This window comes from Aureimonas sp. AU20 (genome assembly GCF_001442755.1).
In the GTDB taxonomy this organism is placed as follows: domain Bacteria; phylum Pseudomonadota; class Alphaproteobacteria; order Rhizobiales; family Rhizobiaceae; genus Aureimonas.
Genome location: NZ_CP006367.1, coordinates 3,155,391 through 3,180,364 on the forward strand (window position 1 = coordinate 3,155,391; position 24,974 = coordinate 3,180,364).

Sequence of the window (24,974 nt, forward strand, 5' to 3'; positions counted from 1 at the left end):
TTGGGTTTGGATGGTCAAGGTCGAACCGCCAGCGCGATTCGCCCGGCCGTGCCGGCTCCCACGCTGGCGCTCATCTGCGAGACGGCGATGTCGAGGCGCGTGCCGGCGGGGCCGAGCACGGAGCGCCAGGTCGATGCGGCAACGCTCAGCCGCGTCGCCGCTGCGGGAAGATCGAGCGAGCCGCCTTCCAGCGTCGACAGCGTGACGCGATAGGTCTCGTTCTCCTCGCCAAGCGGCGGGTCGGCCTCGTCCCACGCGTCCAACACAGCGCGGCTGCGGCGCAACCAGGCGATGGTCAGCGTCCCATCGTCTTCGAAACGGCCCGAGAGATGAGCCGGCGACAAAGGCAGCAGCGCGCGGCGGCCGAGCGCGGCCGTCTGCCGGTCGGCCGCCTCGTCGTCGAGCCCACGCCCGGAGGGAACCGCAAGCCAAGGCAGCTCCGCGCCGAGCCCAGTGAGCGGGGCGGGTATGGCCACGCACGCTCCGTCGAGCAGCACGAAAGGCGCACCGGCCGCTTGCCCCGCCCGCATGGCGTCCTCAGTGCCGCCCAGCGCGCGCACCAAGCCTGCAAGCTGGAAGCGCCCCGGCGCGACCTCCTCGGCATCCCGAAACTGCACGATCTCCCAGGCGCCCGATGTCGAGCGGATCGCCGCTCGGTTGGCGCCCGCCAGAAGCGCCTCTTCCGGCACCGAGGCGAGCGCCCCGCGAACCAGATCGATCTCGATCCGGTTGGCCCGGTCCCACATACCCTCCCGCCCCGCTCCGAGCGGCTCCGTGAGGAAGCCGATGGTGGCGGGGCGGGTCACCCGATCGAAAGGCTGGAAGCCGGAGCCGGTCGGCGAAGCGAAGAGGTCGAGCGGCACGAAGGGCTTAGCGGTCGCCGCCAGAAAGGCGCCTCCCCCGCCCTCGAAGGATGGCAGGTCCATCCAGAGCGCCACCGGCCGCGAGGCGATAAGGGGCTGCGCGGTGGCTGGCCCGGATAGCAAGCCCGCCTCCACGGGCCGCAGCGCGGCCGCGCGAACGCGCCGTGCCTCCACCCGCCGCGTCAAGCCGTCCTCGATCCGCTCGATACGCCAGACGCCGGGCACATCCGGCGCGCGCACGAGGTCGCCCGGTGCGAGCGAAAGCTCGGCCGGCGAAAGGCCGAAGCTCGCCGTCTCGCGCTCGCCCCCTTCCCGATCCAAGAGTTCCGCGGCAAAGCGCCTCGCCTGTCCCTCCGCCAGGATCACCGGCAGGTCCACCGCCGTCTGCCGTGGCCGGTCGGCGTCGCCCATCGCCGCGTCCGCCACCGCCGCCTGATAGGCGCGGGACGGATCGCTGAAACCCACCAGAACCTCCTCCACCGTCTCCACGGGTTCGGAACGGCGGACCTCGAAGCGCGGTGCGTCGTCATCCTCGGCCAGGGCTTCCAACGCGAATGGGTCGGTGCGCCGCGCAAGCGAGCGAAAGCGCAGCTTCCCGCCCTCCGCGCGCACCTCGGTTCCCGTCAGGCGTAGAAGCTCTTCCAGTTCGGCGCGTGCCGATCCCGGACCCGACACGAGATAGCCGCCGAGATCGGCCTCGACCTCCACAGTATCGCCAGAGTCGAACTCATGGTCGGCCAGCAGCTGATCGATCAGCCCATCCAGCGGCGCGCGGCCGAGCCGCCCCGTGAGCCAGTGCCCGCGCTCCCAATTGGCGCCATCCGCCCAGATCTCGGCCCGGTCGGGAAAGGCCGGCGCCGGCCGCGCGTCCCAGCACCAGAGATGGATCGCCTCCGCCGGCACCATGCGCCCGCCGTAAAGCGGCGAGACCGGATTGTCCGCTTCGCGGAAGCCCGGCGAGGCCGGGTCCCAATGGCCGAGATGCGCCTCGAGGAAGCGGCGCTGCGCCAGATCGTCCCGCCCGCCATTGGAAAAGTACGGCCAGTGGCTTTCGGAGGATTTCGGATCATAGAAGACGTTCGGCTGGTTCGCCCCTTTGTCGATCGCAGGGCAGCCGAGCTCGGTGAACCAGATCGGCTTCGACATCGGCACCCAGCCCGTCGGCTGCGCGCTCTCCACCCCGCCGTGCCGCTCGAAATGCCGGTTCGCCCACCAGTTCTTCAGGTCCTTGGGCCGAAACACCCAGGGCTTGCCCAGCCCGTCCGTGATCGGGCTTCGCCGCCCGGCCCGCCGCGCCGCCTCGCTTTCATAGTGCCAGTCGAAACCTTCGCCGGCGCCGATCGATGCGCGTAGCGCCTCCCGGTCGTAGGCCGACGCCGCCTCGCTCGCCTCCCCTTCGTCCCGCCAGTCGGCCAGCGGCAGGTAGTTGTCGATGCCCACCGCCCCGATGTCCGGCGAGGCCCAAAGTGGGTCGAGATGGTAGAAGACGTCGTTCGACCCATCGTGCGGCTGATGGCCGAAATACTCGCTCCAGTCGGCGGCATAGGTAAGGAGCGTGTCAGGCAGCAGCGCCTTCACGTCCCGCGCCAGCGCCACCAGCGCCTCCACGACCGGAAAGCGCCCGGCCTCGTCGCGGATCGCGGTCAGCCCGCGCATTTCCGAGCCGATCACGAAGGCGTCGACGCCCCCTGCGAGCTTGGCCAGATGCGCGGCGTGAAGGATCATGCGGCGGTAGGACCATTCGGCCGGTCCGCCATAGCGCACCTCCCCGCCTACGATGGCAAAGTCGGCAGTACGGGCGGAACCGACGAAGCGCAGGATATCCGTCCGCGCCTGCGCGCTCCGATCGGCCGAGCCCGCCCGGCCCGGAGCCTCGTCGAGCGTCATGCGGCCGCGCCAGGGATAGGGCGCCTGCTCCGCGCCGCCATACGGGTCCGGCAACGCGTTGCCGGCCGGCATGTCCATCATCAGAAACGGATAGAGCGTCACCCGAAGGCCGCGCGCCCGAAGCTGGGCGATGGCGCGCAGGACGCCGGCGTCCGAGGGCGTGCCGCCATAGGCCGGTGCACCGTTCACCTGGCTGACGAGATGCGCCTGGCCGCGCCCTACGCCGCCCCCGCGCCAGACGATCGTCTCGTCGCGCGCCCACACCTCGACGCCCGGCCGCACGCTGGCATGGCCCACGCGAAGGTCGTCCGCGAACCAGCTCACCACCAGCGCCGCGCGCTCCAGGCGCGGGCAGAGCGCCGTCAGCTCCTCCAGCGACGCGGCAAAATCGCTCGCGCCGTGCAGCATGTTGCGGTTCGGAAGCCGGTCTGCCCCCGGCCCGATGCGCTCGCGCACCGGCAGCGGGTCGAGCCCGTGCTCCGTCGCGCCGGGAATGATCGTCACCGCCCGCAGGCCCGCTTCCAGCGCACCCACGGGGCGGATCACCTCGCAGCTGATCTGCGGAATGCGGTTGCCCCAGCGCTCCAGCGCCAGATGCTCGAAGACGAGATAGGCGAGGCCGCGATAGGCCGGCGCGTTGCCCCGCCCCTGCCGAGCTTCGATCAGGGGATCGGGCTCCTGATCCTCACCGCCCTTATGAAGGCGGACATTGACGAGCGACAGGTCGAGTTCCTCACCGTCGGCCCAGATGCGCCGGGCATGGGCGATCGGCCCTTCGCAGAGGCCGATCGCGACATTGCCGAAATAGCTGTAGGTCGTGACCTCGCTACGCCCTCGCCCGGCGCCGCCCTTGCCGCCGCTGCGCTCCGTGGTCGCCGCTTCCTCGAAACGCGTCGTCCAGATCACCTGCCCCGCGATCCGCGCCGTGCCGTAGAGCCGGGCGACGCCCGCGCCCTCGTCGGCCTCCATGATGCGGCTGCCGGACAGGCGCGGCCCCTGCCGCTTCGTGCGCGCGCCGAACAGACGGTCGTCGATAGCGGAACCGCCGAGCGCGCCGATGGCCCGGCCGGCCATGGCGCCGAAAGGGCCGCCGACGAGCCCGCCCAAGGCGCCGCCCACGGCCTGAAGAAGGATCGTCGCCATGCCTCAGCTCCGGTCGATGAATTGAAAGACACCGGCGATCCGCCCGGCCCAGCCCGGCGTCAGCACCGAGGAAACGACGGACGCGCCCTCATAAGCGTGGATCAGGCGCAGGGTCCGACCCAAGCCCCCGTCCGGCGCGTCGAGAATCCCGCAATGCTTGGCCGGCCGTCCCTCGCGCCAGCGAAACAGAACGAGGTCGCCCGGCGCCGCCTCGCCCGGTTCGATCGGCCGGAAAAGCCGCTGCGCGGCATCGCACATCGGATCGCCCGATCCGGTCTCGGCCCAGTCGGCGCTATAGGGGCCGGGCGTTTCCGGCTCGGCGCCGTAGACTTCGCGCCAGACCCCGCGCACGAGGCCGAGACAATCGCAGCCGACGCCCGCGCGGCTGCCCTGGTGGCGATAGGGCGTGCCGAGAAAACCGCGTGCCGCGGCCAGCACAAGCGCGCGCATCACGGCACCACCGGCGAGCCGTCATGCCGCCCGTCGCTCTTGGCGATGCCGAGCGCGCTGTCGGCGCCCGGCAGATGCGGGAAGCCGCGAAAGTTGACGCCGTTGCCGAACCGGTCGCGGCAGGTCGTAAACGAGCGGTCGCAACCCGCCACGAGAGCCACCTGCCCCCCCGCCTCCGGCAGGCGCACGGGCCCCCGATGCAGGAACAATCGCAGCGTTCCCACCTCCTCCCCATCCGCCATTCCGCGCAGCGGCAGCGGCGCCGAGCCGTCCGCCAGGACCAGCCGGCCCTCCGCAAACAAGCCTTGTTCGCCGCGCGCGATCGCCTGAACCGGGCGAACCACGATCACCGCGTCCGAGGCGGACACGACCACGACCGACCGTGTCCAGGGTGCCAGATCGACCCCGCAGCGCCGATCTCCAAGCACCGCATCGCAGCGGCGGCGATAGGTCCGGCCGCGCTGGCGCTCGAGCCGGGCGGCCAAGCCGCGCAGTTCGGCGCGAAAGCCCCCCGGCCCTCGCGTCACCTCGCCGAGATCGGCGACCTCCATCAGAACGTGATGGCTCGGCTCGCGCCAATCGACGCGGAAGCTTTCGACGCTGGAGCCGTCGAACAGGCCGCGTTCCACATCCGTCTCGCGAATCGCCTCGTCGGAAAAGCCGCCGTCCACCGCCTCGGTCCCGGCGCCCAACCCGCGCGCCGCTTCGCTCTCGCCGGCCGTCCAGCCGCTTCGGGCGCGAAACAGCGTTCCGGCGAAGCGGAGATCCTCGTCATGGTCCGTGAAGCCGAACACGGCGCCGTCGCGCCGCGTCAGCCGCCAGGCGCTGGCAAGCGTCGTCGCCGGCTGCTTCAGCCGCGCCTGGAACTCAGAGGACAAGGCTCTCATGGCCGGATCTCCACCAGCGGGATGGACGGGATGTCGCCGGCCTCGAAGGCGGCGACGTTGACAGCGAGATGATCCATGTCGAAGCGCACCGGCACGTCGAACTCGAAACCGGCCGTCACCGCGCTGCCGACCGGCGGCGCGGCGGCGAAGGTCAGGATCCCGGTCGTGGCGTCGATGTCGGCGTCGGTCACGACGCCGTTCACCGCCGCCCGCACCGTGCCGGCCAGCGGCTTGCGGATCGGCCTGACATAGGCGTCCGCGCCGGTGCCGTAGCGTTTGACGAGCTGGAAGCCGCGCGCCGTCCCGTCGCCGGTGCCGAGCGGCTGATCCAGAGCGGTCACAGGCTTGCCCCAGCGCGCCGAGGCAGCGTCGAACGGATCGCGGAAGCGAAAGCCGACGAGCCGCCCACGCCGCGCCTCGAAGAACTCGAGCACGCTGACGAGATCGGCTAGGCTCTTGACGCCCGAGCCCGCGTCGTAGCGCCGCCAGGAATGGCGCGTGCGCTGGTTGCGGTTCTCGTAGCCCGTGGAAAGGCGCACGATGTCGGTGCGCCGCTCCGGCCCGCCCGAAGTGCCGAAGGCGACGGCCAGCGGAAAGCGTTCCTCGCTGAAGGAGGCGACCATCTCAAAGGCCCCTCTGGCCGCGCAGGGCGGCCCGCGCCAGCATCGCCTGGATCTGCGTTTCCGCGCGGCGGAAGCTCTGCGCGTCGGGCGTCGAAACGTTGAAGGTGACCGAGGACCCGCCGCGCCGCCCGCCGTCCACCGCAACGCCGAGCGAGCCGTCCGCGCCGCGCTTCAACGGCATGATCGCCTCCGCGCCCGCCTCGCCCATCAGACCGACCTGCCCGCCGGCCGGAAAGAAGCTCGGCGCGCGCACCACGCCGCCCTTGGCGAAGGGAACGACGCCCGGTGCCGGCTGCCCGCCCGCGCCCTGCCCGCCCGCGCCCCCCGTCAGGCCGGACAGCAACGAACCGACGACGCTTCCGGCCAGATTCGACAATGGCTTGAGCGCCGCGTCGAGGGCGATGGTCGAGATGCGGCTGCCAAGCCCCTTGAGCACGGTGTCGAGGGAGCGCCCGCCGCCGGCCGCCCCCTTCAGCGCGGCCGTCATCGCGGCGCCGAAACGGTCGGCGCGCGTGGAAAGGTCGGTCAAGGCGCGCTCGAAGCCGCTCGTGTCGGCTTCCACGGCAATGCGCATCGTGTCCACGGACGGGTCCATGTCATCTCCGATCGGGATAAAGTTGAAGAAGCTCGCCAAGCCGCGCGCGGCTCGGGCCGCCTCCGCGTGCGCGAGAGAGGGGCGACGCCAAAGCGGCCAGCTCGCGCGGGCTCAAGGCCCAGAAGTCTTTGGGGCTGAGACGAAGCGTGCCGAAGCAGAGCGCCATGGCCTCGTCCCAGGGAAAGGCCGCCACGCCGGCTTCCTTGGCCGGGGCCGGCGCGGCGGCGCTCAAGGGCGCGGCGGGGCGGCCTCCTCGCCCGTGCCGAAGGCCGCTTCCAGAAGCTCGGCCGCCAGCGCCGCCGCGCCGGCCGCGCCCCGGTCGAAGCGCATGGCGGCGACCGCCTCGTCGCTCGCCGTCTCGCCCGCGCCGCGCAGGCCCGCTGCGATGATCCGGGTCAGATCGCGCGCTGAAAGCCGGCCCGAGCCGAAACGCTGGGCGAGCGCGGCGATGTCCTCCAGCGCGAAAGCGTCCTCCAGTTCGGCCAGCGCCCCCAGCGTCAAACAAAGCCGGTGCTCGCGCCCGTCTATCATCGCGGCCACCTCGCCGCGTCGCCGGTTCGCGCCCATTAGATGGCCTCGAAGGTCAGCGCGCCGGCCGATTCCAGCGTCATCTCGAAGCTGACCTCGCCATTGTGCTCGCCGGCATATTCCAGCGCCGTGATCTGAAACGGCCCGCTGACACGCCCAAAATCCGGGATCACTGCCTGGAAGGGCGCGATCCGCCCTTCGAAGAAGAGCTTGCGCACTGCCATGTCGGAGGCCGCGTCCTTGAAGATGCCGGCGCCCGACAGCGCCGCGCGCTGCACGCCCGCCCCGCCCAGAAGCTCGCGCCAGCGCCCGGCGCTGTCGCTGTTGGTCACGTCCACCGTCTCTGCGTTGAAGGAGATGCGGCGCGAGCGAAGCCCCGCCACCGTCTGAAACACGCCGCTCGTTTCCGCGTCGAGCTTCAGGAGAAAGTCCTTGCCCTTTTGCGCGCCCATGGCCGCCTCCAAAATTTTGCGCAACAAAAAAGGGCGGCCCGAAAGCCGCCCTCGTGTCCGATCTGAAAATTGAGTGCTGGCTTAGGAAGCCAGCGGCTCCGTCACCGCGCGAAAGCGCAGGATACCGTGATAGGCTGGCGAGTCCGGCTCCTGCCGCGCCTCGGCGAATTGCAGCCGGAGGTTCACCAGACGGTGCGTCTCAAGCGGCAGGCTCGCGTCGTTCAGTCGGCCCGCGATCTTGTCCATGATCTCGTAGGTTTCCTGCTTCGAGCCGCCCTTGGCCCAGACATGCAGGGTCAGGATATGCTCGGCCCCGTCCTCCGTGCCGGTGGACCAGTCGATCACCGCCGTCCGCCCAAGCGTCAGATAGGGAAAACTCGCCCGCTCGGGCACGCGGTCGAAAATCTTCGGGCCGCCGAGAAGCTTGGTCAGCGCCGCGTCGGCCGTCAGCGCGCCGAGGATGGTCGTCTGCAATTCCGCCGAGGGGTGCGACATGCTCTGAGAACCTTTCCATGCCTGCGATCACGTCTGATACATCATATAATATGACGTGAGCATTACGGGCGCCATTCCCGATTCGTTAAAATTGCGTGAGGATTTTCCCGGCCCGGGTCGCTTTCGCGAAGACGAGCCGCCTCCTCCCGTTGGTCTAAGCGCTCGGCAAGCGCCTCGACCACCCGCCGTCGCATCTCCTCGCGAAGCGCGGCCTTGTCGAAACGCACTTGCACCAAGCCGATCATGCTTCCTCCTCACAGCGGCAGACGAGCCAGCGCCCGGTCTCGTCGGGGTCGTGCAGGCTGCGGATCACGAGTCGCCGCGCTCCCAGGCGAAACGCCATTCCCCGCACGAGGCCCGCCCGAGCCCGCAGGGTGACGCGATGCGTGATCGCGCCGATCCGCTGCCCGAGCCGCTCCTCGACGATCGCGGTCAGAGGCTCGACGCGAACCGAGGTCTCGCCCACCTCCACCCAGTTCTCCCGGGCTCCGCCCGAACCGTCCGTCACAAGGTCGTTGCGCTCGATCGCCGCCCGCTTGGTCAGAAGGCCGGGGTCCAGAAACAGGAGCGCCATGTCAAAGCCTCGGCGCCCGGAAGGGAGCGATCAGCGCGCGCGCCAGCGGCGGCATGAAAGCCGGCTGCAGCGCCGGGCCGACCGTGCCGCGCGTTTCGAACGCGGCCGCCGCCAGGCGCAGGATGGCGAGCTTCAGCGCTTCCGGCACATCCTCCGCGCGCTGCCCGGCCCGAACTTCCACCTCTACCCCGTTCGGCGCGCGACCAGCGAGCCCGGGCGGCAGGATCAGATGTGCGCCGAAGGGCTGGGCCTCCAGCCGAAACGAAGCGGGATCGAGCGGCGCCGCCGTGCCCCGCTCGTCAAAGCCGATCGCCTCCAGCACGCTGCGGATCGGGCGGCGACGGATGGCCAGAACCGCGCTCGCCGGGTCCGGCTCGAAGGCGATGCGCACGCGCCGCTCGGTCAGCACCAGCCCGGTTTCCGCCTCCACCGCCTGCCGCGCGGCCTTCAGGCAGGTGGCCACCAGCGCGTCCTCGTCGTCGCGGTCGAGCCGCAGAAACGTCTTCGCCTCGGCCAGCGAAACCGGCTCCACCGAGGTCTTGTCCAATTCGATCCAGATCATGTCCCGCCAGCCCCGTTTGAAACGAAAAAGGGCCGGGCGTGTCCCGCCCGGCCCCCTCCTGCCGTCGCCCCTCCGTCAGGCGGAGAAGCGCAGATACTTCGCCGCGTCGAAGTCCTGAATGCCGCCGCCGACCCGCTTGGTCGTGTAGAACAGGACATAGGGCTTGGCGGAGTACGGATCGCGCAACACGCGCACGCCCTGGCGATCCACCACGAGGTAGAAGCGCGAGAAGTCGCCGAAGGCGATGGCGCTCGCCCCCGTCGCGATGTCGGGCATCGCTTCCGCTTCAACAACGGAAAAGCCCATCAGGCTCGCCTTGGCGCCGACGGCCGCCGGCGGCTGCCAGAGATAGTTGCCCTCCGCGTCCTTGAGCTTGCGCACCGCGCTCTGCGTGCGTCGGTTCATCACGAAGGAGGCGTTCTGGCGGTAGCCCGCCTTCAGGGCGTAGACGAGGTCGATCAGCGCGTCCGAGCCCCCCGCCGCCGCGAAATTGCCGTTGACGCCGGTCGAGACCGTGCCGACCTTGCCCCAGGCCCATTGCGCCTCGGGCACCGTGTCGTAGCTCATGAAGCCCTTGGGCTTGGCCGCGCCGTCGCCGGTGACGAAGGCGACGCCCTCCTGCGTGGCGAAGGCCTGTTCCACCTCCTCGCCGATCCAACTGTCGATGTTCACCGCCGCGTCGTCGAGCAACGCGTTCGTCGCGGCCGGCATGGCGTAGAGTTCCATGGTCGGGAACACGAGCTCGCCGAGCTGCGGCTGCGCGGTCTGCGGCCGGGCATCGGTTTCGCCCACCCAGCCGGTCTGCGCTCCATTCAGCGCGAACGGCTTCTTCAGAACGGCCGCCGACACAGCGCGGATGCCCGCAATGCCTCGGATGGGCGAGACATTGGCAAGGCGCCGGCCGATCTCAGCCTCGGTCTCGGGCGGCACGAGAAAGCCGCCATCCGCGCCAACGAGGCCGGACATCGCCTTTTCCTCCAGGCGCCGCATCCGTCCCTCGTCGCCGGCGCGGACATAGGCCTCGAAGGCCGAGCGGTGTTCGCTCGGCAGGGCCTGCGCGCCCTCGCCGCCCACCGGCGGGCGCAGGTTGCGCAGCACCAGACGCTCCATGCGCTTCTCATGATCGTCCATCGCCTTGGACAGGCGATCGACCTTCTCGTCGGTCACCGGATCGGCGCTCATGCGTTGCTCGATCTGATCCAGCCGCTCGTCGTTCGCCTCGCGAAAAGCGTCGAAGGCGCGCATCAGCTCGTCCAGCGTGTCCGGCCCCGCCGCGTTCGCGCCCGTGCCGGCCTTGGTCTCGATCGCACCGCTCGTCATCGTCTGCATGGGATCTCCTTGATGGAAGGGGAAAGGGTGGCATCCGCGATCCGCCGGGCGGCGGCCGCGAAACGGTGGAGGAGATCGCCGCGCGCTTCGCGCACCCGCGCCGCTTCCTGCATGGGGAAGGTCACGATGCTGATCTCCAGAAGGTCGATGTCGAGAAGCAGGCGCCGGGCGCCCCTCTCGCGGAGCGGGCGGCTTGCCCGCGTCCGAAAGCCGATCGAAAGCCCGTCCAGCGCCTCGGCGCGAAGCAGCGCGAAGGCCTCTCGGCCCTGCGCCGTGTCAAGCGCGAGCTGCCCCTCGGCCAAAAGCCCGCGCCCGTCCTCGATCAGTCTGGTCCAGACGCCGATCGGCTTCGTCGGGTCGTGCTGCCACAGCATCCGAATGCCGCCGACGCCCCGCTCGTGCAGCGCGCGGGCGAAGGCACCGGGCCGGATGCGATCGCCCGACAAGTCCGTGCGCTCGAAAAGGCTGGCATAGCCTGACACGAAACCGGGCGGCGGCGGCGCGGCCGCCGCGCGCGGAAAGTTGGGCACGCTCCTCACGAGCTGCCCCCGCGCCGGCCGGCGGCGGTCGCCAGCCCTTCGGCAAAGCGCTGGAGAACGCCGAGCGCCCACCAGGCGCAGAGGCTGGCGGCGGCCGAGCCAATCAGCGCCAGTTCCGCCGCGCCAATGCGCTCGGTGAAGCCGAGATGATCGGCCAGCGCTAAGCCGGCCGGGCCGCCGAACACGAGGCCCGTCACCGCGCCGGCCAGAAAGCGCACCGCCGCATCCCGTCGCCCGGCCGGCAGGAGGTAGGCGATCGAGATCACCGATCCACCCACCGCCCCGGCGAGTTTCGCGCCCCAAAGCGCGAGCGGCGAGACGACGTCTCCCGTCATCGTATCCATGATGGTTCCTTTCGAAAGCTCAGCGCCGGCGCGGCCCGTAGCCGACCGCCTCGCGCTTCTCGTCGTCGTCCAGAAAACCCGCGGCCCCCAGCCGCGCCCAAAGCGCCTCGCGCTCGACGGACAGGCCCTCGACCCGGTCGGCGTCGAAGCCGAGCCGCAGCCTTCGGCCGGGCTCGAACCCTTCGCCCAGCCAATCCCCCAGCGCGGTCAGCAGCCGGCCGAGCAGCGGCAGGACGGTGAGCCGGAACAGCGCCCGGTTGGCCTCGGCATAGTTGGCATAGGTCGCGTCGCCCGGAATCCCGAGCAGCATGGGCGGCACGCCGAAGGCGGTGGCGATGTCGCGCGCCGCGCCGTTGCGCGCCTCGATGAAGTCCATGTCGCGCGGGGTCAGCGCCATGGCCTTCCAGTCCAGCCCGCCCTCCAGCAGCATGGGCCGCCCCGCTCTCGCCGCGCCGGCATAGCCGCTTTCGAGTTCGACCTTCAGCCGCTCGAACTGGTCGGCCGAAAGATTGCCGCCGTCGCCGGGCTGGTAGACCAGCGCGCCGGAGGGCCGGGCCGAATTGTCGAGCAGCGCCTTGTTCCAGCGCGTCGCGGCATTGTGCAGGTCGAGCGCGGTCTGTGCGGCCTGGAGCGGCGCAAAGCCCTCGCCATCCCCCAACGGGTGGAACATCCGGATCGCCAGAACCGGCGCCGCCCCTTCCTCCGTTTCCAGCGGCAGGCGCCGCGCGCTGGAGCCGGCACGATACTCCACCGCCTGCGGCCACCCGTCCGCGCCGCAAAGGACGCGCACCCGGTCCGGCCGCAGCGCGTGAAGCTGGCGCGGCTGTCCACCAAGCGAAATCGCCTCGACATGCGCCGCGCCCGAGAGCAGCAGATGCCCGCAGAGCGTTTCCAGAAAGCCCGGCCCGTCCTGCATCGGGTTCGGCCGGCGCAGAAGGTCGAGGATGGGATGCGTCTCGACCTCCGACGGGCCCTCGTAGAGAAGGATCGGAACGGCGGCGGCCGTTTCGGCGATCAACCGGACGCAGCGATAGACGACCGGGTTCTGCATGAAGCCGACCCGGGAGAGCGCGGCATAGGAGCGCTCGCTCCAGGCCGCCGCGTCGCCCGAGCCGCCGCCGAAGACGAGTGCGCCGCCGGTGGATTTGCGTTCGGGCACGCGCGCGCCCTCGCTGCCCAGGCGCGCCAGCGCCCGCAGCCGTAAAGCCAGTCCCATGGATGTCTCCAGATGTTTTGGTGAGCCGCACGGCCTGCTTGGCCACGCGCGGCGAAGGAGAACCAAATTGCTTGTTCGTCCCGCCAAAGGTGGACGGGAACCAACGCCGCGTCGGTCATCGACGCGAGAGAAACGGCACTGAGGCCTTGGGGAAGGCCGCGCTAGGCGAGAGCCGTCCATCGCCTCGAAGAGCGCCTGACGAAATCTCCGGTCAGAGAATGCCGCAGGGCCAAGCCTTCGCGACGAGAAGACCCGACCGGCCGACCCTCGCGAGGCTTTGTCAGGTCCATTAAAGACTGCGAATGCGCGGCGCCGCCTGCGCCTGCGTCAGCGCCGTCACCGCCCAAACCAGCGCGTCCAGCCGGTCGGGCGAGCGGCCGTTCGACAGGCCATCCGGCCCGAAGTCGCACATCTCGTCCTCCAGTTCGGCGAAGCTGCCGGCATGGCGCACGCGCCCTTGTTCGTAGAGCGTGGCGACGGGCTCGGCCCGCAGCCACTTGCCGCGCGTCGCCCGCACGCTGGAAACGGGCAGATGCGGCGCCACCGCCGCAATCACCGATCCCACCATGTCGCCGCCCTGGTTCACCTCCGCGACGATGCGGTCCGCCTCGACTTCGGCAAACAGCGACACGGCCCGCGCCGCCCATTCCGGCGGCTTCAACCCGCGTCGGCTCCGATCGGCCAGCACATAGACGATCCCGTCCTCGCCCATCCCCGCCGCCACGAGGCCGCAGGCGTCGGAGCGCTGCGTCGCCGTTGCCGGCGGGTCCACCGCCACCACGACACGGCGAAGGGCCGGCGCGGCGCGAACCCGCCCTCGGTCGATCGCGGCGCGGCTGAACAGGGCATCTTCGCGCCCGTCCACCAGTTCGCCGTCGAGTTCCTGCCGCCCGAGCCGCGATCCGCCATAGCGCGCCTCCATCGCGGCCAGAAAGCCGGGCGCCAGATGAGCGCGGTTTTCCACGGTGCGCATATGAGTCACCCGCGTTCCCGGCTCGGCCATCAGGCGTTTCAGCAGCGGCACGGCGCGCGGCGTCGTGGTCAGCGCCATGCGGGGCGTCTCGCCGAGACGCAGCGCCAGTTGCAGGTTGTCGAAACAGTCTTCCGCATGGGTCCATTTGGCAAGTTCGTCGCCCCAGGCGGCGTCGAACTGGTAGCCGCGCAGGGCGTCGGGGTCCTCCGAGGAAAAGATCTGAGCCACCGAGCCATTGGCGAAGACCAGCCGCCGCCGCGTCGCCTCGAAGACCGGCCGCGTCTCGTAATGTAGCGCCTTCAAGCCGCTCTCGCCCTCGACCATCACCTCGCGCGCGTCGCCCAGCGTTTCCGCCACCAGCGCGATGCGCCCGTGAACGCGCCCGGCCAGCGGCTTTTGGCCGAGCGCCAACGCGCGCACCCATTCCGCCCCGGCGCGGGTCTTGCCCGAGCCGCGCCCGCCGATCAGCAGCCATTGCCGCCAGTCGCCCGGCGGCGGAAGCTGCGAGGGCCGCGCACAGGCCGCCCAGTCCGGCATGGCACGGGCGATCACCCGCTTGGGCTGGCTGGCAATCTCCGCCTCCACCGCCTGCCAGAAAGCGGCGTCGCCCAGCGCCGCCCCGTCCCCCTCCATCCCTTCCAAATGCGCGCCATCCGCGATCGCTCCGGCCGCCTCTCTCAAGACGCGGCCTCCGGCCCCGGCGCGAACAATCCGCCGCGCTCCGCCCGGCGCGCGTCCAGCGCCCGCAGTCGCTTCAGCATCTCGGCGCGCAGCCGCTCGGTTTCCGCGTCGTCCCCCTCTGCCGCCGCGCTGCGGCCCAGCGCCTCGATCTCGCGCAGTTCCAGAAGCTTCTCCAGGCTACGCGTCAGTTGGCCGATCGCCTCGATCCGCGCCTTCCCGTCCGCCGATCGAAGCGGAGCGTTCTCATCCCCGTCCGTCCCCCTGCGCCGCGTCGGCCGGCCCGCTTCCAGCTGCGCCAGTTCCTCCGTCAGGGCTCGCAGCAGCCGGTCCGACAGCAGTTTGGACCTCGCCTTTCCCGCCATGCCTGTCCCCCAAAGCAAAAGGCGGCCGTTCCTTTCGGAACCACCGCCTCTGAACCCACTCTCTCGATTGTGTCAGTACCCTACCCCGGCACCGTCACGCTGTCAATGACTATTTTCCTATTTAGGAATTTCGACCCTTTCGACGATCGCAAACCCGTCCCCGGGGTCCTCCCCGGGCCAATCGGCCAGATGGTCCTCGTAGTCTTCCAGCTCCATTCCCTCTTCGCTGACGGTCTGGCCCTGCACCGAAATGCCCGCCAGATGCACAGTTTCCGGGTCGCCCGAGATCAGCGGGTGCCACCATCGAAGGTCACGCCCCTCGGCCACCAGCCGATAGCCGCAGCTCGGCGGAAGCCAGGGGATGGAGCGCACCGTCGCGGGGTCGAGCGCGACGCAGTCCGGCACGCTGTCGAACCGGTTGGGATAGTCGGAGCAGCGGCAGCTCTCGCCGTCCAGAAGCTTGCAGGCGACGCGGGTCCAGATGATGTCCCCGGTGTCCCAGTCTTCCAGCTTGTTGAGGCAGCAGCGCCCGCAGCCGTCGCAGAGCGATTCCCACTCCGGCCCGGTCATCTCCTCCAGCGTCTTGCGCTTCCAGAAGGGTATGTTGCTCAAAGACCGCACCTGCCGATTTGCTTCATCATTTCCGCTTTTGGCCTTGTTCCGCCATGCAATCTCCACACCTCTTCCCCCACGAAGGGGCTGGCGAGGAAGGCAGGTTCGATTGTCTCCCGAACCGCTTCCTGTAGAATGAGCCGACAGGCGGCGGAAGCCTGCCGGAGGATGGTGTAGACCGTGCCCAGACAGAGCCCGACCAAGCCCGGCAGACGCAAGCTCCCCTTCGGCCTGATCGAGATCGATGCCTGGCTGGACAGCAGCTTGTGGCGGTTTTTTCATGGCCTTTCCAGCTTTTGGGAAAGCGTCACGATCTTTTCGCGAAGGTTTCGCGTGCGCGGGCCCAACCGTGTGGCCGTGGAGCTTTGCTGCGAGGCGCTGACGCTCGGGCTCGGGGGCTTCGTCGTGCTCCTCGCCCTGTCCCAGCCCGCCATGAAGATGACCCGCCACGGCCTGCCGCAGCAGGCCGACTTTTCCGTCCAGTTCCTCGATCGGCACGGCAACGAGATCGGGCGGCGCGGCATTCTCAAGGCCAATGCCGTGCCGATCGACGAGATGCCCGACCATTTCGTCAAGGCGGTTCTGGCGACGGAGGATCGCCGCTTCTTCGAGCATTGGGGCATCGACTTTCTCGGCCTTGCCCGCGCGCTGGGCGAGAACGCCCGGGCCGGCGGCGTCGTCCAGGGCGGCTCGACCCTGACGCAGCAGCTCGCCAAGAATGTCTTCCTGTCCAACGAGCGCTCGCTCGAGCGCAAGATCAACGAGGCGTTCCTCTCGCTGTGGCTGGAAGCCAATCTCACCAAGCGCGAGATCCTCGGCATGTATCTCGACCGCGCCTATATGGGCGGCGGCACCAATGGCGCGGCGGCGGCGGCCGAGTTCTATTTCGGCAAGAACATCCGCGACGTGAATCTCGCCGAGGCGGCCATGCTCGCCGGCCTGTTCAAGGCGCCGACGCAATACGCCCCGCACAACAACCTGCCGGCCGCCCGCGCTCGGGCCAATGTCGTTCTCGGCGCCATGGTGGATGCCGGCTTCATGACCGAGGGCCAGGTCGTCGCCGCGCGGCGCCATCCCGCGACTGCGGTCGACCGCGCCTCCGTCATGCAGTCGCCGGACTATTTTCTCGACTACGCCTTCGACGAGATCCAGCGCATCGCCGCCGACCTGCCGCAGCGCACCTTCGTCGCGCGCACAACGATCGACATCGGTCTGCAGAAGCTCGCGGACGAGAGCGTCGATTTCCACCTTCGCCAATACGGCAAGACCTACGGCGTCGAGGAAGGCGCCATGGCCGTGCTGGATGACGACGGCGGCATCGTCGCGCTGGTCGGCGGGCGGGACTACGGCCTGTCGCAGTTCAACCGCGCCACCCGCGCGCTCCGCCAGCCGGGCTCGTCCTTCAAGGCCTATGTCTATGCCAGCGCCATGGAGAACGGCCATAAGCCGACCGACTTCATCGTCGATGGCCCGGTGCGCGTCGGCAACTGGATGCCGCAGAACTACGGCAACAGCTTCGCCGGCCGTATCCAGATCCAGGACGCGATGGCCCGGTCGCTGAACACGGTCGCCGTCAAGCTCAGCCAGGAAACGGGGCCGGGCAAGGTCGCAGCGCTCGCGAAGTCCTTCGGTGTGGAGACGCCGCTGCGCGGTGACAAGACCATCGCGCTCGGCACCAACGAAGTCACCGTGCTCGATCAGGCGACGGGCTATTCCGTTTTCCCGGCGGGCGGCCTTTCCTCGCAGCGCCATTCCGTCGAGCAGATCCTGCTGGCAGACGGCACGGTGCTCTGGGACGCGCGCCGCAACCTGCCACCGCGCCACCGCGTCCTGTCGGAGCAGGCGACGAAGAGCATGAACGAGATGTTCGTTCGCATTCCCGAGATCGGCACGGCGCGCCGCGCCCGCCTGTCCATGACCCGCGCCGGCGGCAAGACCGGCACGACGCAGGGCTATCGCGACGCCTGGTTCGTCGGCTTCACCGGCAATTTCACCGCCGCCGTCTGGTACGGCAACGACAGTTTCAAGCCGACCAACAAGCTCACCGGCGGCGGCCTGCCGGCCATGACGTGGCAGCGCTTCATGGAAGCGGCGCACCAGGGCGTGGAGCTACGGCCCATCCCCTATATCGACAATCCCATCCCCGCGCCGGGCTCGGTCGAGGTGGCCAAGGCGGAGGGCGAGGGTGAAATCCCCCGCATCTCGCGCCCCAGCCTCGTCAACAACGCCACGCAAAAGGTGCTGGCCGATCTCGAGCACATGCTTCTGTCCGCGCCGCCCGTGCCGGCCGAGAAGTTCGCGGCAGCAAGCGGCCCCTCCGCCGTGCCGCCGGCCCGCCCCGTCGCCAGCCCATGATGCAAGCCCCTCCCCTCAAGGGGTCTGGCGCGCGGCGGCATTCGGGGCGATAGAGCGGGCGATGCGCTTTCTGTTTCTGATCCTTCTCACCTTCGGGCTCGCCCTTGGCCTCGGCACGCTGTCCGTCGCCTGGATGATCGACCATTTCGAAGGCACCGAGATCGTCGTGGTCGGCCCCTGGCATGCCGACCGCACGGCCGGTTCCCCTTCGGCCGACCCCTATGCCAAGGCGCGTCAGGCCCGCTCGGGCAATCTGACGCTTGGCCTTGGCGAAGGCGTCGCCTTTCGCGCGCGGGTCGATTCCGACAATCGCGAACTCAGGCGTGAATGCTCCTATCGCCTGGAAGGCGCCTATCCCCCGGCGCGCATCGCGACGCTCGCGGCCTATGATTTCGACGGACGCCTGATCGAGGCGGGGGGTGAGCGGCCCGATAATCTCGTATCGCTGAACTGGATGCGCGAGGACGACAACGCGGCGGTGATCGCAGTCGGCCCGGTGGCCCGGCCGGGCAACTGGCTGGCGACGGCGGGGGACGGCGGCTACATTCTCGCCCTCACCTTCTACGACACGCCGGTCAGCACCGACAGCGGCGCCGCGCCCATCCCCATGCCCCATATCGTCAGAACGGATTGCCAACCGAATGGGTAAGCTTCTCCTGGCGATCCTGATCGGCCTCGTCGGCGCGGGCATCGTCCATATCGCCGTCATCCTGTCGATTCCCGGTCAGGCCGACAACGACGCCTGGAGCCGCCTATCGCGGCTCGGCCCGGCTTTTTCGACGGTGCGGATCGGCTTTGCCGAGCCGGAGGGCGATCGCCACGCCGGTTCCCCGGCCGGCTTCGTCTTCGTGGACCCGGCCTTTATCGACGTCGCCTGCCGCTTCTCGGTGGAGGAAGGGCCGGTGCGCCTGTTCTCGGACGACAAGACGCGCTTTTGGACGGCCTCGATCTATGCGCGAAACGGCGACAATCTTTATTCGATCAGCGAGCGCGTGGCGCTCGAAGGACGGCTGGATCTTCTGGTCGGCACGGCCGAACAGCTCGACCTCGCGCGCATCGAAGGCTCCTCCAGCACGATCCCGACCGTACCGGTCGCCGTCACCGGCGAGGAAGGCTATCTCACCGTGCGAGCTTTGGTGGCCGCCGAAAGCGAGCGCCCCTTCGTGGATCGCTTCGCGCGCTCTGTGATCTGTCGCCCCGCGACGGCGGAAGAAGCCGGCACGCCCGCGTCCTGAGAGGTTGTTTGACGGCGCGGCAGCTTAAGGGCCAGCGCGTTATTCCTCGATAACTACGAGGCGCCAAACGCCATCGAGACCTTTGGCATGGCCAGACATTCGCGACGACACCGGCACCGAAAAGAGCCGACGATCGGCCGACACAAAGAGGTTTTGGGTAGCGCCCTGAGGCGCGCCCCACCATTACCGACGACGCCGTGAAAGCCCGGCGCCGTCCGCCCAATTTACGCGCTCTGCTCGTCCTGCGCGACCGACACCCGGCGCATCAGAGACCGATCGTCCCGCGTTAGCGGCCGCAATTCCGACAACCGCTCGCGGCGGATGCAGGGCAGGATGATGATGTTGCCGCCCTCGGGTCCGACCCATTGCCGGCTTGCCAGGAAAGGCCGTCGCGGCGGGACGAGTTGATGAACCTCAGCCATGTGTTTCCCCTCTCTCGTTTGGCCGGACGTCCACTCCTTCCAACGACGCCCAGCCTTGCGACGGAGTCACCGGATACGCGGGGCTCGATCATCGAACCTCCCGTCCCAATGTCCGATCTATGGTTCGCCGATGGGGAAACAACCCGACGGTCGGCGCTGCGATGTCTGAGGCTGGCGCGGGCCTTGCAGCCCCGGCGTCCCACTGCCTCCGACAAGGAAGATTACACATTTGCAAGGTTAACAGGTTGCTAAGAATTTTGCTCTAATCCTGACGGTTGCATGGCCGCCACACTGTAGCTTCTGGAGCACCATGAAGGACGCCGCACCGCGTATCTTCCGATCCCTCGAACGTCAGTTCGGCCTCGGAGAGTTCGACACCGTCGTGGCCGCAGCCGTTGCGACCTTCGGCTCCCTGCGCAATCCGAGCGCCACACAGGTGGAGGATCTCAGCCGCCTCGTCGTGCCCCTCTGGGGGCGCACGCGGGACGAGACCAAGCGCAACGTCGCGGCCTCGCTGTCTCACGCCAAACGTGTGCCGCGCTCGCTCGTGGAACTCCTGATGGAGAGCCCCGTCGAGGTCGCCGCGCCGTTCCTCGTGTCCAGCCCGGCGCTCAACGATGCCGACCTTGCCGCCCTCGCCTCCTCGCCGGACGAGCGAATCGCCAAGCTCGTGCGCAACCGCGACGCTCGCGGCGCGCAGCCGCCGGCCGCCCTGCCGCTGGCGCCCGCAGAACAGGCAGCGCGCGCCGAGGCGCCCGTGCCGGCTGCCACCCTTGCCTCCGCGCCGGAGGCCGTTGCGGCTGCCGTGCAGTCCGCGCCCGAGCCTCAGACGGAGCCGCAGCCTGACCCTGAGCCCATGATCGAGGCGCCGTCTCTCGCCGCCGACTTCCTGTCGCAGACCCCCTTCAACGCCCGTGCCCCGTCTCCCGGGCGCCGCATGCCGCCGCGCAACGCCGACGAAGCGCGCGAGCTTCTGCGCCGCCTCGCCACCGCCGGGCGCGGCCAGCCCAGGCGCGAAGCGCCGGGCTTGCCCGATCTCATGAACGCCGCCTTCGCCCGCGAGGACGTGCTCTTCTACGAGACGCTGAGCGACATTTTCCTCTTCGACCCCGACACGCTTTCCCGCCTGATCGACGAGCCGTCCGGCGAGACGCTGGCTGTCGCGCTTCGGGCGCTGAAGGCGAACTCGGCGGATGCCTTGAGCATCCTGATGCTGATGAAGCCTTCGGTCGGGCTCGACGTTGCGACCTTCGATTCCATGGCGCGCTTCTACAACGCGCTGAAGCCCGAGGATTGCCGAGCCGTGATCGCGGCCTCCGGCACCCGGTACCAGCCGCTGACATCGCCGGAGACCTATCGCCAGGGCGAGCCGGCCCGCCGCGACTTCGGCCGCCGCTCCGAGCGCCCTCTCGGCCGCGAAGCCAAGGGCTGACCGCGCGTTCTTCGACGAATCGGAACGCCGCCGCGCGGGCTTTAATGGCCCGCCGGCGGAGTTCATCGATCGGTCGAATGGGAAAGACCGGCACGCCCACTCAAGAAACCGGAGGCGAAATCTGGCGGTTTCAGCTGCTATTTCGTTTAGCCGCTCACATCGCCTCGAAGGTTTGAGCCAAGGCGCATGCATCGACTGATGCCACTCCTTGTGAGCGACCGAAATCTCTCGCCCATCCTCAGCTTGTAGGTTTTGTCCCAGGGTCTTCGAGCCCTGGGCGGCCCTGGCCGCGCACATCAGCCTATGCTTGAACGGCCCCAAGCTCTCGGAGAGCCTCTGAGGCGGCACGCACCGGGTCCCGGACCGATTCCACAACGCCTCTCTGCGGGCTGTTCAGGGATCGTCGCCCTCGGGCTCGACCACCTCAAGATAGGTTTCCGGCGTTTCGGTCTCGATCTCCACCACCCAGAAATCCGGGTCGAACCTGGCCTCGCGCGCGAGGCGCTGCGAGAGGCCGTCTTCGTCGCGCGCCGCCTCGCGAACGAAGCGGCGCTCTCCGCCCTCCGCGGCCAGCGTCTGGGGAGCGGGGCCAAAGAGCTGGAACTCGCCGCTGCGGCTGCGTGCGACCACGAAGATCGCTCCCGCCGCTTCCGCGCCACGCCGGCCCACAGTCGCAAAGCCGCCGTCGCCGAAGACGCGGCGCACCAGCGCCGCGACGAAGATTTCGCTGGTCAGGCGCATCGTGGCCCGATCATCGCATGGCCGAGGCGCCGCTGTCGCCGAGGCGCGCCAGCACCTCCTCTGACGGCTCGCCGGTCACGTCCAGGCTTTCCAGCGCCTGGAAGGTCCTGATCGCCGCGCGCGTGCGCTCGCCCAGAATGCCGTCCGGCTTCAAGTCCGCGACGCGCGCTTCCGCGAGCCGCGCCTGAATCTGGCGCACCAATTCGCTCCCCCCCGCTGACGCGATGCCGCCCGTCGAGGCCGGATCGACCCCGCCGCCGCTCGCCAGCCGGGCGATCGGATCGTCGCCGAGCGGCGGTGGCGGGTTGGCGGCCTGGCGCAGCTGCGACAGGAGAAGCGGCGTGGCCATGCCGTCCACCTTGAGGCCCTTGGCGGCTTGGAAGTCGCGGATCGCCATGTCGGTCGCCTGTCCGGCGCGCCCGTCGATCTCGGCCCTATAGTAGCCCTGCTGGGCCAGAAGCTGCTGCGCCTCGTGTACCATCGGAAAGGGCACGATGCGCGGATCGTTGGAGGGCACGGGCGGGGTCGCCGCGTGCCGCGCGGTCGGCACCGGGGCGGCCTCGGCCGGGCTGGAAAGGCGGGCCGAGGCGAGGCGCGAGGGCTCGGCGCCGCGCGTCATGAGCATCGGGTGCGGATGGCGTCCGGTCTGCCGATTCAGCGCATTGTCCGCCACGACGCCCGCGAGCGTCGAGAACAGGGCGAGGCTGCCGAACAGGACGGGCCGGGCCGCGACGATCCGCGCCCCCGCGAGAAGAGCGAGGGCTCCGGCGCGACCGGCCGCCGCGCCCAGGCCTTCGGCCTTTTCAGGCCGAGCGGCGGGTCGGGAAGGCTTGCGAGGAGAGACTGGCTTTTTGGCGGGCATGGGTCAGGGCTACGACGTTTTCGGGAGGGGTTTCACCGACGCGCGCGCGCTCGGCACAATTGGTCGGGATGCGCACCGTGACGGTGGTGCCGCGTCCCTCTTGGCTCTCGATCTCCATGGTTCCGTGGTGAAGCTCGGCGAACCCGCGCACGAGCGACAGGCCGAGGCCGGTTCCCTCGTAGCGGCGGCTGGGGCCGTGCGAAAGCTGGACGAAGGGCCGGCCGAGGCGGCCGATATCCTCGTGCGCGATGCCGATGCCGGTGTCCGACACCTGCAGCACGAGATCCTCGCCCTCGATCCGCGCACCGAGGCAGATCGTGCCTTCCTCGGTGAACTTCACGGCGTTGGCGAGAAGATTGACCAGGATCTGCTGGCACACGCGCCGGTCGGCGGTGACGAGCTCGGGCTGCTCTGCCGTGCGCAGAACGAGGCGAAGCTGTTTGCGATCGGCCTCGCAGCCGACCATCTCCGCCGCCGCCAGCGCCACGGCCGCCACGGGAAAGGGCTCCATGGTCAGGTCGTAGCGCCCGGCCTCGATCTTGGACATGTCGAGAAGGCCGTTGACGATCTCGAGCAGGTGCAGGCCCGAGCGGTGGATCACGCCGACATAATCCTTCTGGCGCGGATCGTTGAAGGGGCCGAAGGTCTCGCCTTCGAGCAGCTCGGAAAAGCCGACGATGGCGTTCAGAGGCGTGCGCAGCTCGTGCGAGATCGTCGCCAGGAAGGCGCTCTCCGTGCGGGACGGCGCGGCGGCCTCGGCAAGAGCGGGCGCAGCAGTGCCTTCGGTCTCGCGGATCGCGGCGTCGAGGCGCAGAAGCGTGCCGTCGTCGGAATGGATTGGCGTCAGCGTCACGAGGCAGGTGCGAAACGCGCCGGGCTCGGCGCCGCGCAGGCGAAGCGCGAGCTCCGTCTCACCCTGGCCAAGGCGCATGGCGTCGAGCGTCTTGAGAAAGGCCACGCGGTCGAGAAGGTGGAGGCGCTGGCTGAAGGCCGTGCCGGCCGAGGCGCCGCCGATGAGGCGCCCTTCCGCGTCGAGCGACAGGGCGGCCAATGCGGGCTTGGCGCCGCTTGCGTCCGACGGGCGGACGGCGAGTCTATGCAGGACGAGCGCGACATAGGCGGTGATGGCGGGCAGCGCGAGGGTCGTGCCGGCAAAGCCCTGGTCGCTCGGGCCGAGGCCATGCAGAGACAGGAACCCGACGAGACCCGCGCCCAGAAACACGGCCGGCAGCATCAGGCGAAACAGCAGCGTCTGCCCGGCCAGCCGCGCCTCGACAGGGCCGACGGCGAGCAGAAGCAGCGGCCAGAAGCTATCGACGCGAACCGACAGGAGAGCCAGCATCCCGGCCACCAGCGAGTAAAGGCCGGCAGCGGCCAAATCCGTCTCGCCCGTCGCCGCCACGGCCACGGCCGCGACGAGCGCGCCGAAGCCGAGCACGGCGGCACAAGCGATCGCGGATACGCCGAAACCGGCCGCGCCCAGAAGCGGGGCGGCCATGGCGCAGACGAGGCCGGCCAGAACCAGCGCGCCGCAGAACGAGGCGAGCCGGCGCTTGGCCGCAAGGCTTTCGCCCGGCACGTCGATCAATGCCTGGCACCGATCGGCCCACGCCCTGCCCGCGCGTCGCAGAACTCCTGCATGTCCTGCGTTCCGCGCGTTTTCCAATGGAATCATCATGGATCCACACGTCTCGGTCGGGGCATCCGGCGTCGTCATGACACCTCCGTACCGTCATTCAACATGGGTCCGATCTTGGCTCTTAACCTTTTAAGGAAGCCATAAACCTCAGGACGGGATCGGCCGATCGGCGTCCGGGCGGCCCATCCCCAGGCCCTTTTGGGTTCATGGTTAACCAGCGATTAAGGATGAAATTTCCTTGGCTTAACCTGTGTCGAAATTGCGCCGGGGGGCGATCTTCGGCCCCTATTCCCCGTCCAATCGCTCACGACCCCCTGCAATTCGACTCGAATTCAAGGCAAACTGAACGTCCGGGGATCGTCAACCGGAACAGGGTCTTACAGGTCGTCCGTCCATGCGCTTCTTGATCAAGATCGCTTTTCTCATCGGCCTCGTCGCGCTCTTCCTGCCGGGCCGGTCCGACAAGGAAGAGGGTCACGAGCCCGGCCTATCTCCGGTTGTGCTTCTCTACGGCGTACAGCAGGCCTTCTCCGATCTCGGCAGCTTCTGCGAACGCTCGCCGGCCGCCTGCGCCACGGCGCGGGACGCCGCGAGCTTCGTCGCCCAACGCGTCACCGAAGGCGCGGCGATCGGCTACGGGCTGATCCGCGAGAAAGTCGCGGGCCTGCCGCCCGAGACGCCGGCCGACGCGCGCCCGGCGCCCAAGGCCTATACGCCGCCCGGCGCGGCCAGGCCGGCGGGCGCGCGCCCGGCAGGCGAGATGACGACCGGCGCCGTAGCGCCCAATGCCGCTCCGATGCTCGCGAGCACCAAGGCTCCGGGATCGGCGCAAGCGCCCCGCGCCCTCGCCTTCGCGCCGGCCGAGCGCGTGCCGTCCGCCGGCTTCGCCCCGCGCCCCGCACCGGCGACCGCCCTTCACGCGCCGCAGCCCTATCGCCAGCCCGTGCCCGCGAAGACCGCAAGCGAGCCGGCGCGCACGGCTTCCGCGCTTCCCGCCGAGTTGGACCATGTTCCCGGCAGCCCCAAGCCCTTCCGCATGCCGGCCATGGCGGGCGGCGCGCGCGACGCGGCCCATCCGCTGCCGCAGGCCATCGTGCCGCCGGAGCGCGCGCCGGTTCCCCGATTCGCCCCGCGCGCCTGACAAGCGCGCCCGCTCTTCTTATATGAGCGGTT

Annotated in this window: 28 protein-coding genes; 5 read left to right on the plus strand and 23 right to left on the minus strand. The window is 69.6% G+C overall.

Annotated elements, in window-relative coordinates:
- Positions 1 to 14: 14 nt before the first annotated feature.
- From M673_RS14245 to M673_RS14335, 19 genes are all read right to left on the minus strand, one after another.
- The gene (locus M673_RS14245; RefSeq protein WP_061976655.1) at positions 15 to 3,893 is read right to left on the minus strand and encodes a baseplate multidomain protein megatron; all 3,879 of its coding nucleotides are present in this window, start codon (positions 3,891 to 3,893) and stop codon (positions 15 to 17) included.
- A 3-nt stretch (positions 3,894 to 3,896) separates the two neighbouring features.
- Complete coding sequence (locus M673_RS14250; protein ID WP_061976656.1) at positions 3,897 to 4,343, minus strand: NlpC/P60 family protein; 447 nt, start codon at positions 4,341 to 4,343, stop codon at positions 3,897 to 3,899.
- On the minus strand, positions 4,343 to 5,230 hold the full coding sequence (locus M673_RS14255; RefSeq protein WP_061976657.1) for a DUF2163 domain-containing protein: 888 nt from the start codon (positions 5,228 to 5,230) through the stop codon (positions 4,343 to 4,345). The genes M673_RS14250 and M673_RS14255 overlap by 1 nt, the downstream gene beginning before the upstream one ends.
- On the minus strand, positions 5,227 to 5,853 hold the full coding sequence (locus tag M673_RS14260; RefSeq protein WP_061976658.1) for a DUF2460 domain-containing protein: 627 nt from the start codon (positions 5,851 to 5,853) through the stop codon (positions 5,227 to 5,229). The genes M673_RS14255 and M673_RS14260 overlap by 4 nt, the downstream gene beginning before the upstream one ends.
- Before the next feature lies 1 nt (position 5,854).
- Complete coding sequence (locus M673_RS14265) at positions 5,855 to 6,448, minus strand: phage tail tape measure protein (protein WP_082639465.1); 594 nt, start codon at positions 6,446 to 6,448, stop codon at positions 5,855 to 5,857.
- Position 6,449: 1 nt separating this feature from the next.
- Positions 6,450 to 6,680, minus strand: a complete 231-nt coding sequence (locus tag M673_RS14270) for a phage tail assembly chaperone (RefSeq protein ID WP_061976659.1) — start codon at positions 6,678 to 6,680, stop codon at positions 6,450 to 6,452.
- Complete coding sequence (locus tag M673_RS14275; RefSeq protein WP_061976660.1) at positions 6,677 to 7,015, minus strand: gene transfer agent family protein; 339 nt, start codon at positions 7,013 to 7,015, stop codon at positions 6,677 to 6,679. Before M673_RS14275 ends, M673_RS14270 begins: the two co-directional genes overlap by 4 nt.
- Positions 7,015 to 7,428 carry a phage major tail protein, TP901-1 family gene (locus tag M673_RS14280; protein ID WP_061976661.1) on the minus strand — a complete coding sequence of 138 codons (414 nt, stop codon included), beginning with the start codon at positions 7,426 to 7,428 and terminating at the stop codon, positions 7,015 to 7,017. The genes M673_RS14275 and M673_RS14280 overlap by 1 nt, the downstream gene beginning before the upstream one ends.
- 81 nt (positions 7,429 to 7,509) lie before the next feature.
- Positions 7,510 to 7,923 carry a DUF3168 domain-containing protein gene (locus M673_RS14285; protein WP_061976662.1) on the minus strand — a complete coding sequence of 138 codons (414 nt, stop codon included), beginning with the start codon at positions 7,921 to 7,923 and terminating at the stop codon, positions 7,510 to 7,512.
- 62 nt (positions 7,924 to 7,985) lie between these two features.
- Positions 7,986 to 8,168 (minus strand): hypothetical protein, encoded by a 183-nt coding sequence (locus tag M673_RS14290; protein WP_061976663.1) that lies wholly within the window; start codon positions 8,166 to 8,168, stop codon positions 7,986 to 7,988.
- Complete coding sequence (locus M673_RS14295; RefSeq protein ID WP_061976664.1) at positions 8,165 to 8,497, minus strand: phage head closure protein; 333 nt, start codon at positions 8,495 to 8,497, stop codon at positions 8,165 to 8,167. Before M673_RS14295 ends, M673_RS14290 begins: the two co-directional genes overlap by 4 nt.
- A gap of 1 nt (position 8,498) precedes the next feature.
- Positions 8,499 to 9,059: a head-tail connector protein gene (locus M673_RS14300; protein ID WP_061976665.1), complete on the minus strand. Its 561-nt coding sequence runs from the start codon at positions 9,057 to 9,059 to the stop codon at positions 8,499 to 8,501.
- 75 nt (positions 9,060 to 9,134) lie between these two features.
- Positions 9,135 to 10,388, minus strand: coding sequence for a phage major capsid protein (locus tag M673_RS14305; RefSeq protein ID WP_061976666.1), 1,254 nt, complete (start codon positions 10,386 to 10,388; stop codon positions 9,135 to 9,137).
- Positions 10,376 to 10,927, minus strand: a complete 552-nt coding sequence (locus M673_RS14310) for an HK97 family phage prohead protease (protein ID WP_061976667.1) — start codon at positions 10,925 to 10,927, stop codon at positions 10,376 to 10,378. The genes M673_RS14305 and M673_RS14310 overlap by 13 nt, the downstream gene beginning before the upstream one ends.
- On the minus strand, positions 10,924 to 11,271 hold the full coding sequence (locus M673_RS14315; RefSeq protein ID WP_061976668.1) for a DUF6107 family protein: 348 nt from the start codon (positions 11,269 to 11,271) through the stop codon (positions 10,924 to 10,926). The genes M673_RS14310 and M673_RS14315 overlap by 4 nt, the downstream gene beginning before the upstream one ends.
- 19 nt (positions 11,272 to 11,290) lie before the next feature.
- On the minus strand, positions 11,291 to 12,487 hold the full coding sequence (locus M673_RS14320; RefSeq protein WP_061976669.1) for a phage portal protein: 1,197 nt from the start codon (positions 12,485 to 12,487) through the stop codon (positions 11,291 to 11,293).
- Positions 12,488 to 12,776: 289 nt separating this feature from the next.
- On the minus strand, positions 12,777 to 14,093 hold the full coding sequence (locus tag M673_RS14325; protein WP_082639466.1) for a DNA-packaging protein: 1,317 nt from the start codon (positions 14,091 to 14,093) through the stop codon (positions 12,777 to 12,779).
- 44 nt (positions 14,094 to 14,137) lie between these two features.
- Positions 14,138 to 14,503: a hypothetical protein gene (locus M673_RS14330; RefSeq protein ID WP_061976670.1), complete on the minus strand. Its 366-nt coding sequence runs from the start codon at positions 14,501 to 14,503 to the stop codon at positions 14,138 to 14,140.
- Between the two features lie 117 nt (positions 14,504 to 14,620).
- A complete protein-coding gene (locus M673_RS14335) occupies positions 14,621 to 15,115 on the minus strand; it encodes a YcgN family cysteine cluster protein (protein WP_082639467.1) in 495 nt (164 codons plus the stop codon).
- A 180-nt stretch (positions 15,116 to 15,295) separates the two neighbouring features.
- On the opposite strand from M673_RS14335, the gene M673_RS14345 reads away from it, so the two are divergent.
- The 3 genes from M673_RS14345 to M673_RS14355 all read left to right on the plus strand — a co-directional run bounded on the left by M673_RS14345 (position 15,296) and on the right by M673_RS14355 (position 18,705).
- Positions 15,296 to 17,470: a transglycosylase domain-containing protein gene (locus M673_RS14345; RefSeq protein ID WP_061976672.1), complete on the plus strand. Its 2,175-nt coding sequence runs from the start codon at positions 15,296 to 15,298 to the stop codon at positions 17,468 to 17,470.
- A gap of 61 nt (positions 17,471 to 17,531) precedes the next feature.
- Positions 17,532 to 18,119 carry a DUF1214 domain-containing protein gene (locus M673_RS14350; protein WP_061976673.1) on the plus strand — a complete coding sequence of 196 codons (588 nt, stop codon included), beginning with the start codon at positions 17,532 to 17,534 and terminating at the stop codon, positions 18,117 to 18,119.
- Entirely contained in the window at positions 18,112 to 18,705 is a 594-nt protein-coding gene (locus tag M673_RS14355; protein WP_061976674.1) for a DUF1254 domain-containing protein, read from the plus strand. Before M673_RS14350 ends, M673_RS14355 begins: the two co-directional genes overlap by 8 nt.
- A gap of 224 nt (positions 18,706 to 18,929) precedes the next feature.
- Here the strand turns inward: M673_RS14355 and M673_RS14360 are convergent, their stop codons facing one another.
- Positions 18,930 to 19,127 (minus strand): hypothetical protein, encoded by a 198-nt coding sequence (locus M673_RS14360; RefSeq protein ID WP_061976675.1) that lies wholly within the window; start codon positions 19,125 to 19,127, stop codon positions 18,930 to 18,932.
- A gap of 310 nt (positions 19,128 to 19,437) precedes the next feature.
- On the opposite strand from M673_RS14360, the gene M673_RS14365 reads away from it, so the two are divergent.
- Positions 19,438 to 20,559: a hypothetical protein gene (locus M673_RS14365; protein WP_061976676.1), complete on the plus strand. Its 1,122-nt coding sequence runs from the start codon at positions 19,438 to 19,440 to the stop codon at positions 20,557 to 20,559.
- 393 nt (positions 20,560 to 20,952) lie between these two features.
- Here the strand turns inward: M673_RS14365 and M673_RS14370 are convergent, their stop codons facing one another.
- From M673_RS14370 to M673_RS14380, 3 genes are read right to left on the minus strand one after another with little or no spacing between them, the layout of a single operon-like run.
- A complete protein-coding gene (locus M673_RS14370; protein WP_061976677.1) occupies positions 20,953 to 21,300 on the minus strand; it encodes a DUF1491 family protein in 348 nt (115 codons plus the stop codon).
- Positions 21,301 to 21,310: 10 nt separating this feature from the next.
- Positions 21,311 to 22,162 carry a peptidoglycan-binding domain-containing protein gene (locus tag M673_RS14375; protein WP_061976678.1) on the minus strand — a complete coding sequence of 284 codons (852 nt, stop codon included), beginning with the start codon at positions 22,160 to 22,162 and terminating at the stop codon, positions 21,311 to 21,313.
- On the minus strand, positions 22,104 to 23,741 hold the full coding sequence (locus M673_RS14380) for a sensor histidine kinase (RefSeq protein ID WP_244493245.1): 1,638 nt from the start codon (positions 23,739 to 23,741) through the stop codon (positions 22,104 to 22,106). The genes M673_RS14375 and M673_RS14380 overlap by 59 nt, the downstream gene beginning before the upstream one ends.
- A 454-nt stretch (positions 23,742 to 24,195) precedes the next feature.
- On the opposite strand from M673_RS14380, the gene M673_RS14385 reads away from it, so the two are divergent.
- On the plus strand, positions 24,196 to 24,942 hold the full coding sequence (locus tag M673_RS14385) for a DUF5330 domain-containing protein (RefSeq protein ID WP_061976680.1): 747 nt from the start codon (positions 24,196 to 24,198) through the stop codon (positions 24,940 to 24,942).
- The last annotated feature ends 32 nt before the right edge of the window (positions 24,943 to 24,974 follow it).

Bases quoted from the DNA above. Each gene is read 5' to 3' on its own strand.
- M673_RS14320 (WP_061976669.1), bottom strand. From the start codon at position 12,487: ATGGGACTGGCTTTACGGCTGCGGGCGCTGGCGCGCCTGGGCAGCGAG.
- M673_RS14305 (WP_061976666.1), bottom strand. From the start codon at position 10,388: ATGCAGACGATGACGAGCGGTGCGATCGAGACCAAGGCCGGCACGGGC.
- M673_RS14295 (WP_061976664.1), bottom strand. From the start codon at position 8,497: ATGGCGCTCCTGTTTCTGGACCCCGGCCTTCTGACCAAGCGGGCGGCG.
- M673_RS14350 (WP_061976673.1), top strand. From the start codon at position 17,532: ATGCGCTTTCTGTTTCTGATCCTTCTCACCTTCGGGCTCGCCCTTGGC.
- M673_RS14375 (WP_061976678.1), bottom strand. From the start codon at position 22,162: ATGCCCGCCAAAAAGCCAGTCTCTCCTCGCAAGCCTTCCCGACCCGCC.
- M673_RS14275 (WP_061976660.1), bottom strand. From the start codon at position 7,015: ATGGGCGCGAACCGGCGACGCGGCGAGGTGGCCGCGATGATAGACGGG.
- M673_RS14265 (WP_082639465.1), bottom strand. From the start codon at position 6,448: ATGGACCCGTCCGTGGACACGATGCGCATTGCCGTGGAAGCCGACACG.
- M673_RS14280 (WP_061976661.1), bottom strand. From the start codon at position 7,428: ATGGGCGCGCAAAAGGGCAAGGACTTTCTCCTGAAGCTCGACGCGGAA.
- M673_RS14245 (WP_061976655.1), bottom strand. From the start codon at position 3,893: ATGGCGACGATCCTTCTTCAGGCCGTGGGCGGCGCCTTGGGCGGGCTC.
- M673_RS14325 (WP_082639466.1), bottom strand. From the start codon at position 14,093: ATGGAGGGGGACGGGGCGGCGCTGGGCGACGCCGCTTTCTGGCAGGCG.
- M673_RS14250 (WP_061976656.1), bottom strand. From the start codon at position 4,343: ATGCGCGCGCTTGTGCTGGCCGCGGCACGCGGTTTTCTCGGCACGCCC.
- M673_RS14315 (WP_061976668.1), bottom strand. From the start codon at position 11,271: ATGGATACGATGACGGGAGACGTCGTCTCGCCGCTCGCGCTTTGGGGC.
- M673_RS14285 (WP_061976662.1), bottom strand. From the start codon at position 7,923: ATGTCGCACCCCTCGGCGGAATTGCAGACGACCATCCTCGGCGCGCTG.
- M673_RS14290 (WP_061976663.1), bottom strand. From the start codon at position 8,168: ATGATCGGCTTGGTGCAAGTGCGTTTCGACAAGGCCGCGCTTCGCGAG.
- M673_RS14360 (WP_061976675.1), bottom strand. From the start codon at position 19,127: ATGGCTGAGGTTCATCAACTCGTCCCGCCGCGACGGCCTTTCCTGGCA.
- M673_RS14365 (WP_061976676.1), top strand. From the start codon at position 19,438: ATGAAGGACGCCGCACCGCGTATCTTCCGATCCCTCGAACGTCAGTTC.
- M673_RS14255 (WP_061976657.1), bottom strand. From the start codon at position 5,230: ATGAGAGCCTTGTCCTCTGAGTTCCAGGCGCGGCTGAAGCAGCCGGCG.
- M673_RS14355 (WP_061976674.1), top strand. From the start codon at position 18,112: ATGGGTAAGCTTCTCCTGGCGATCCTGATCGGCCTCGTCGGCGCGGGC.
- M673_RS14385 (WP_061976680.1), top strand. From the start codon at position 24,196: ATGCGCTTCTTGATCAAGATCGCTTTTCTCATCGGCCTCGTCGCGCTC.
- M673_RS14330 (WP_061976670.1), bottom strand. From the start codon at position 14,503: ATGGCGGGAAAGGCGAGGTCCAAACTGCTGTCGGACCGGCTGCTGCGA.
- M673_RS14370 (WP_061976677.1), bottom strand. From the start codon at position 21,300: ATGCGCCTGACCAGCGAAATCTTCGTCGCGGCGCTGGTGCGCCGCGTC.
- M673_RS14300 (WP_061976665.1), bottom strand. From the start codon at position 9,059: ATGATCTGGATCGAATTGGACAAGACCTCGGTGGAGCCGGTTTCGCTG.
- M673_RS14260 (WP_061976658.1), bottom strand. From the start codon at position 5,853: ATGGTCGCCTCCTTCAGCGAGGAACGCTTTCCGCTGGCCGTCGCCTTC.